1 protein-coding gene is annotated in these 310 nt (G+C 61.6%); it reads right to left on the minus strand.

The annotated features are described in order from the left end of the window. A partial coding sequence (tssI, locus tag HU727_RS25600) for a type VI secretion system tip protein TssI/VgrG (protein WP_217847167.1) occupies positions 1-310 on the minus strand: 310 nt, incomplete at both ends.

The raw sequence follows: 310 nt of genomic DNA on the forward strand, positions 1-310 counted from the left end.
GCCTTTTTTGTCTTCGATGCGCAGTTCGTTGTAGCCGCCACCGCCCATCGAGCTCAGTGTCTTGAAGGTGCTGCGAGTCTTGTTGGCCGGCAGGGCGTACGGGACGGTGTTTTCCTTGTGGTACAGGCAGCCGCTGATCAGCGGTTGATCGGGGTCGCCTTCAAGGAAGGTGACCAGCACTTCCATGCCTATGCGCGGGATGGCGATGCCGCCGTATTGCGCGCCGGCCCAGGCGCTGGAAACGCGCAGCCAGCAGCTGGTTTTGTCGTCGGCCTGACCTTCGCGGTCCCAGTGAAACTGGACTTTGACG

It is taken from the genome of Pseudomonas khorasanensis (genome assembly GCF_014268505.2).
Lineage (GTDB): Bacteria > Pseudomonadota > Gammaproteobacteria > Pseudomonadales > Pseudomonadaceae > Aquipseudomonas > Aquipseudomonas khorasanensis.